Here is a 5524-nt window from a genome sequence, read left to right on the forward strand (position 1 = left end):
TGGCTAGAGGTTGTTGTCTCGTAACCGCATAGTGAACGCGAACAGCATTGAAATCATCAGTTCAAATATTGTTTTATTGTGTGTTGAAAGTCATCGGCCTATTAGTACAGGTCAGCTACACAAGTCTTTAGTCCTTGCTTCCACATCCTGCCTATCAACCCAGTGGTCTAGCTGGGGGCCTCTCACACTCAAGGTGCATGGAAATCTCATCTCGAAGCAGGCTTCCCGCTTAGATGCTTTCAGCGGTTATCCCTTCCAAACGTAGCTAATCAGCGATGCACTTGGCAGTACAACTGACACACCAGAGGTTCGTCCGTCCCGGTCCTCTCGTACTAAGGACAGCCCTTCTCAAATTTCCAACGCGCGCAGCGGATAGGGACCGAACTGTCTCACGACGTTCTAAACCCAGCTCGCGTACCGCTTTAATGGGCGAACAGCCCAACCCTTGGGACCTACTCCAGCCCCAGGATGCGACGAGCCGACATCGAGGTGCCAAACCATGCCGTCGATATGGACTCTTGGGCAAGATCAGCCTGTTATCCCCGAGGTACCTTTTATCCGTTGAGCGACGGCCCTTCCACGAGGTGCCGCCGGATCACTAGTCCCGACTTTCGTCCCTGCTCGAGCTGTCACTCTCACAGTCAAGCTCCCTTGTGCACTTACACTCGACACCTGATTGCCAACCAGGCTGAGGGAACCTTTGGGCGCCTCCGTTACATTTTAGGAGGCAACCGCCCCAGTTAAACTACCCATCAGGCACTGTCCCTGAACCAGATCATGGTCCGAAGTTAGGTGACCGGTACAGCCAGAGTGGTATTTCAACGATGACTCCACCTGAACTAGCGTCCAAGCTTCACAGTCTCCCACCTATCCTACACAAGCTGCACCGAACACCAATACCAAACTATAGTAAAGGTCTCGGGGTCTTTCCGTCCTGCTGCGCGTAACGAGCATCTTTACTCGTACTGCAATTTCGCCGAGTTCATGGTTGAGACAGCGGGGAAGTCGTTACTCCATTCGTGCAGGTCGGAACTTACCCGACAAGGAATTTCGCTACCTTAGGATGGTTATAGTTACCACCGCCGTTTACTGGGGCTTAAATTCTCAGCTTCGCATTACTGCTAACCAGTCCTCTTAACCTTCCAGCACCGGGCAGGAGTCAGTCCGTATACATCGTCTTGCGACTTCGCACGGACCTGTGTTTTTAGTAAACAGTCGCTTCCCCCTGGTCTCTGCGGCCCACACCCGCATCAGAGAAGCAAGTTCTCATCACGGGGCAGGCCCCCCTTCTTCCGAAGTTACGGGGGCATTTTGCCGAGTTCCTTAACCATGATTCTCTCGATCGCCTTAGTATTCTCTACCTGATCACCTGTGTCGGTTTGGGGTACGGGCGGACTTGGACCTCGCGCCGATGCTTTTCTAGGCAGCATAGGATCACCGAATCACCCCGAAAACGGGGCGCCTATCAGGTCTCAGAAACATGAGCGGCGGATTTGCCAACCACTCTTCCTACACCCTTGGACCAGGTCAATTCCATTGCCTGGCTCGGCTACCTTCCTGCGTCACACCTGTTAATACGCTGACCTCACTGCATCGGTTCCCACCACATCAACCAGCAAGATACCCGAAGGCACCAACAGCTAGCGTCAATCATGGTTAGCATCCACAGCTCAGTATGGGCGGTCCTTCGCCGGTACGGGAATATCAACCCGTTGTCCATCGACTACGCCTGTCGGCCTCGCCTTAGGTCCCGACTAACCCAGGGCAGATTAGCTTAACCCTGGAACCCTTGATCATTCGGCGGACGGGTTTCTCACCCGTCATTCGCTACTCATGCCTGCATTCTCACTCGTGTGGCCTCCACCGCTGGTTTACACCGCGACTTCACCGTCCACACGACGCTCCCCTACCCATCCAAACACCCAATCGAAACCAGGTTAATATTTGAATGACGCAACTTCGGCGGTGTGCTTGAGCCCCGCTACATTATCGGCGCGGAATCACTTGACCAGTGAGCTATTACGCACTCTTTCAAGGGTGGCTGCTTCTAAGCCAACCTCCTGGTTGTCACAGCAACTCCACATCCTTTTCCACTTAGCACACGCTTAGGGGCCTTAGTTGGCGTTCTGGGCTGTTTCCCTCTCGACTATGAAGCTTATCCCCCACAGTCTCACTGCTGCGCTCTCACTTGCCGGCATTCGGAGTTTGGCTAAGGTCAGTAACCTTGTAGGGCCCATCGCCTATCCAGTAGCTCTACCTCCAGCAAGAAACACGCAACGCTGCACCTAAATGCATTTCGGGGAGAACCAGCTATCACGAAGTTTGATTGGCCTTTCACCCCTACCCACAGCTCATCCCCTCCATTTTCAACTGAAGTGGGTTCGGTCCTCCACACGCTCTTACACGCGCTTCAACCTGGCCATGGGTAGATCACTTCGCTTCGGGTCTAGATCACGCCACTCAAACGCCCTATTCAGACTCGCTTTCGCTACGGCTTCCCCACACGGGTTAACCTCGCGACGTAACACTAACTCGCAGGCTCATTCTTCAAAAGGCACGCCATCACCAGGGAACAAGTCCCCAGCTCTAACGGATTGTAAGCGCACGGTTTCAGGTACTATTTCACTCCCCTCCCGGGGTACTTTTCACCATTCCCTCACGGTACTGATTCACTATCGGTCATCAAGTAGTATTCAGGCTTACCAGGTGGTCCTGGCAGATTCACACAAGGTTTCACGGGCCCCGTGCTACTCGGGTATCAACACTAGAACGGCAGACACGCATTACACCTACGGGACTATCACCCTCTATGGTCCGGCATTCCAACCGATTCACCTATACGCCTGCACCTCATCCCACCAGCAAGATAGCGCTGGTACATGTCAACCCCACAACCCCGGTGATGCAACGCCTATCCGCTATCACACACCAACCGGTTTAGCCCCATCCGCGTTCGCTCGCCACTACTAACGGAATCACTGTTGTTTTCTCTTCCTGCGGGTACTGAGATGTTTCACTTCCCCGCGTTCCCTCCACACAGCCTATACATTCAGCTGCAGGTCACACCACATAACATGGTGCGGGGTTCCCCCATTCGGAAATCCTGGTCTCAACGTCCGGTTATCGACTCCACCAGGCTTATCGCAGATTCCCACGTCCTTCATCGGCTCTTGATGCCAAGGCATCCACCGTGCGCCCTTAAAAACTTCAACACAACATCAAAGTCAAAAGATATGAGCAATAAAACAATCTAACAAAATCACGCAGACAAGACTCCAACACCAGGCAATCCAAGGAAAAGGACTACCCAGCTCATCTCATCTGCAAGATGCTCGCGTTCACTATACAGTTCCCAAACAACAACCCCGCACCCCCGCAACAACACCCAAAACCAACACCAGCCAAAGGCCAGCATCAATCCAACAGGACATCCTTGCAGCAAACACAGGACAAACACCGAAACACCAAGAACCCCTCACCCAAGCGAACACCACCAGGACCCTCCCCACAGGAAGAACCCCGGCAACCATTCACCAGGAAAGGAGGCTTGTTGCCTCAAAACCCAACAGCATGCCAAACCATACAAACCACACAACACCCACACACCGCATTCCAGCACCGCAAGAAGAAAACCCCCTGCAATGCGTACTAGCAGATGCCCAAGCACCACGCGGCCACAGCCAATACCCCGCACCAGCATCAGCCAGCACGTTTTCCGGTATTGAGTCCATTGATATTCCACCCATGAGCAACCCACCCGGACAACACTCGTGTCCAGCATGGGCAACCAATAATGGTTAGCTCCTTAGAAAGGAGGTGATCCAGCCGCACCTTCCGGTACGGCTACCTTGTTACGACTTAGTCCCAATCGCCAGTCCCACCTTCGACGACTCCCCCCACACAAGGTGGTTAGGCCATCGGCTTCGGGTGTTACCAACTTTCGTGACTTGACGGGCGGTGTGTACAAGGCCCGGGAACGTATTCACCGCAGCGTTGCTGATCTGCGATTACTAGCGACTCCGACTTCATGGGGTCGAGTTGCAGACCCCAATCCGAACTGAGACCGGCTTTTAGGGATTAGCTCCACCTCACAGTATCGCAACCCATTGTACCGGCCATTGTAGCATGCGTGAAGCCCAAGACATAAGGGGCATGATGATTTGACGTCATCCCCACCTTCCTCCGAGTTGACCCCGGCAGTCTCCCATGAGTCCCCACCTTTACGTGCTGGCAACATGGAACGAGGGTTGCGCTCGTTGCGGGACTTAACCCAACATCTCACGACACGAGCTGACGACAACCATGCACCACCTGTGAACCAGCCCCGAAGGGAAACCCCATCTCTGAGGCGGTCTGGCACATGTCAAGCCTTGGTAAGGTTCTTCGCGTTGCATCGAATTAATCCGCATGCTCCGCCGCTTGTGCGGGCCCCCGTCAATTCCTTTGAGTTTTAGCCTTGCGGCCGTACTCCCCAGGCGGGGCACTTAATGCGTTAGCTACGGCGCGGAAAACGTGGAATGTCCCCCACACCTAGTGCCCAACGTTTACGGCATGGACTACCAGGGTATCTAATCCTGTTCGCTCCCCATGCTTTCGCTCCTCAGCGTCAGTAAATGCCCAGAGACCTGCCTTCGCCATCGGTGTTCCTCCTGATATCTGCGCATTTCACCGCTACACCAGGAATTCCAGTCTCCCCTACATCACTCTAGTCTGCCCGTACCCACCGCAGATCCGAGGTTGAGCCTCGGACTTTCACGGCAGACGCGACAAACCGCCTACGAGCTCTTTACGCCCAATAAATCCGGATAACGCTTGCGCCCTACGTATTACCGCGGCTGCTGGCACGTAGTTAGCCGGCGCTTCTTCTGCAGGTACCGTCACTTTCGCTTCTTCCCTACTGAAAGAGGTTTACAACCCGAAGGCCGTCATCCCTCACGCGGCGTCGCTGCATCAGGCTTTCGCCCATTGTGCAATATTCCCCACTGCTGCCTCCCGTAGGAGTCTGGGCCGTGTCTCAGTCCCAGTGTGGCCGGTCACCCTCTCAGGCCGGCTACCCGTCGTCGCCTTGGTGAGCCATTACCTCACCAACAAGCTGATAGGCCGCGAGTCCATCCCCCACCGATAAATCTTTCCACCAACAACCATGCGGTCAAAGGTAATATCCGGTATTAGACCCAGTTTCCCGGGCTTATCCCAGAGTCGGGGGCAGGTTACTCACGTGTTACTCACCCGTTCGCCACTAATCCACCCAGCAAGCTGGGCTTCATCGTTCGACTTGCATGTGTTAAGCACGCCGCCAGCGTTCATCCTGAGCCAGGATCAAACTCTCCATAAAAAAATAAAAAGCCACCGGCAACCCCTTGGAAAATAAGGGCGAAGCCAATGAAGTCCTGGCGAATAATAAAACACTCAAGAACACTGCACGGGGGTGCAATGCCTCAAGCAAATGTTATGTATTCACCAAATAAAAATATTCGGTATCAACAAACTTGGCACACTATTGAGTTCTCAAACAACAAACACT

General features: G+C 53.8%; 2 rRNA genes. Both read right to left on the bottom strand.

Annotated features, from left to right (window positions below):
* Positions 1-80: 80 nt before the first annotated feature.
* Positions 81-3212 (bottom strand): 23S ribosomal RNA (locus ACIQTS_RS18025).
* Between the two features lie 597 nt (positions 3213-3809).
* Positions 3810-5335 (bottom strand): 16S ribosomal RNA (locus ACIQTS_RS18030).
* Together the 16S and 23S rRNA genes form the textbook arrangement of a ribosomal RNA operon.
* Positions 5336-5524 lie beyond the last annotated feature (189 nt).

Origin of the sequence: Glutamicibacter sp. NPDC090743 (assembly GCF_044769125.1) — a bacterium.
Taxonomy (GTDB): domain Bacteria; phylum Actinomycetota; class Actinomycetes; order Actinomycetales; family Micrococcaceae; genus Glutamicibacter.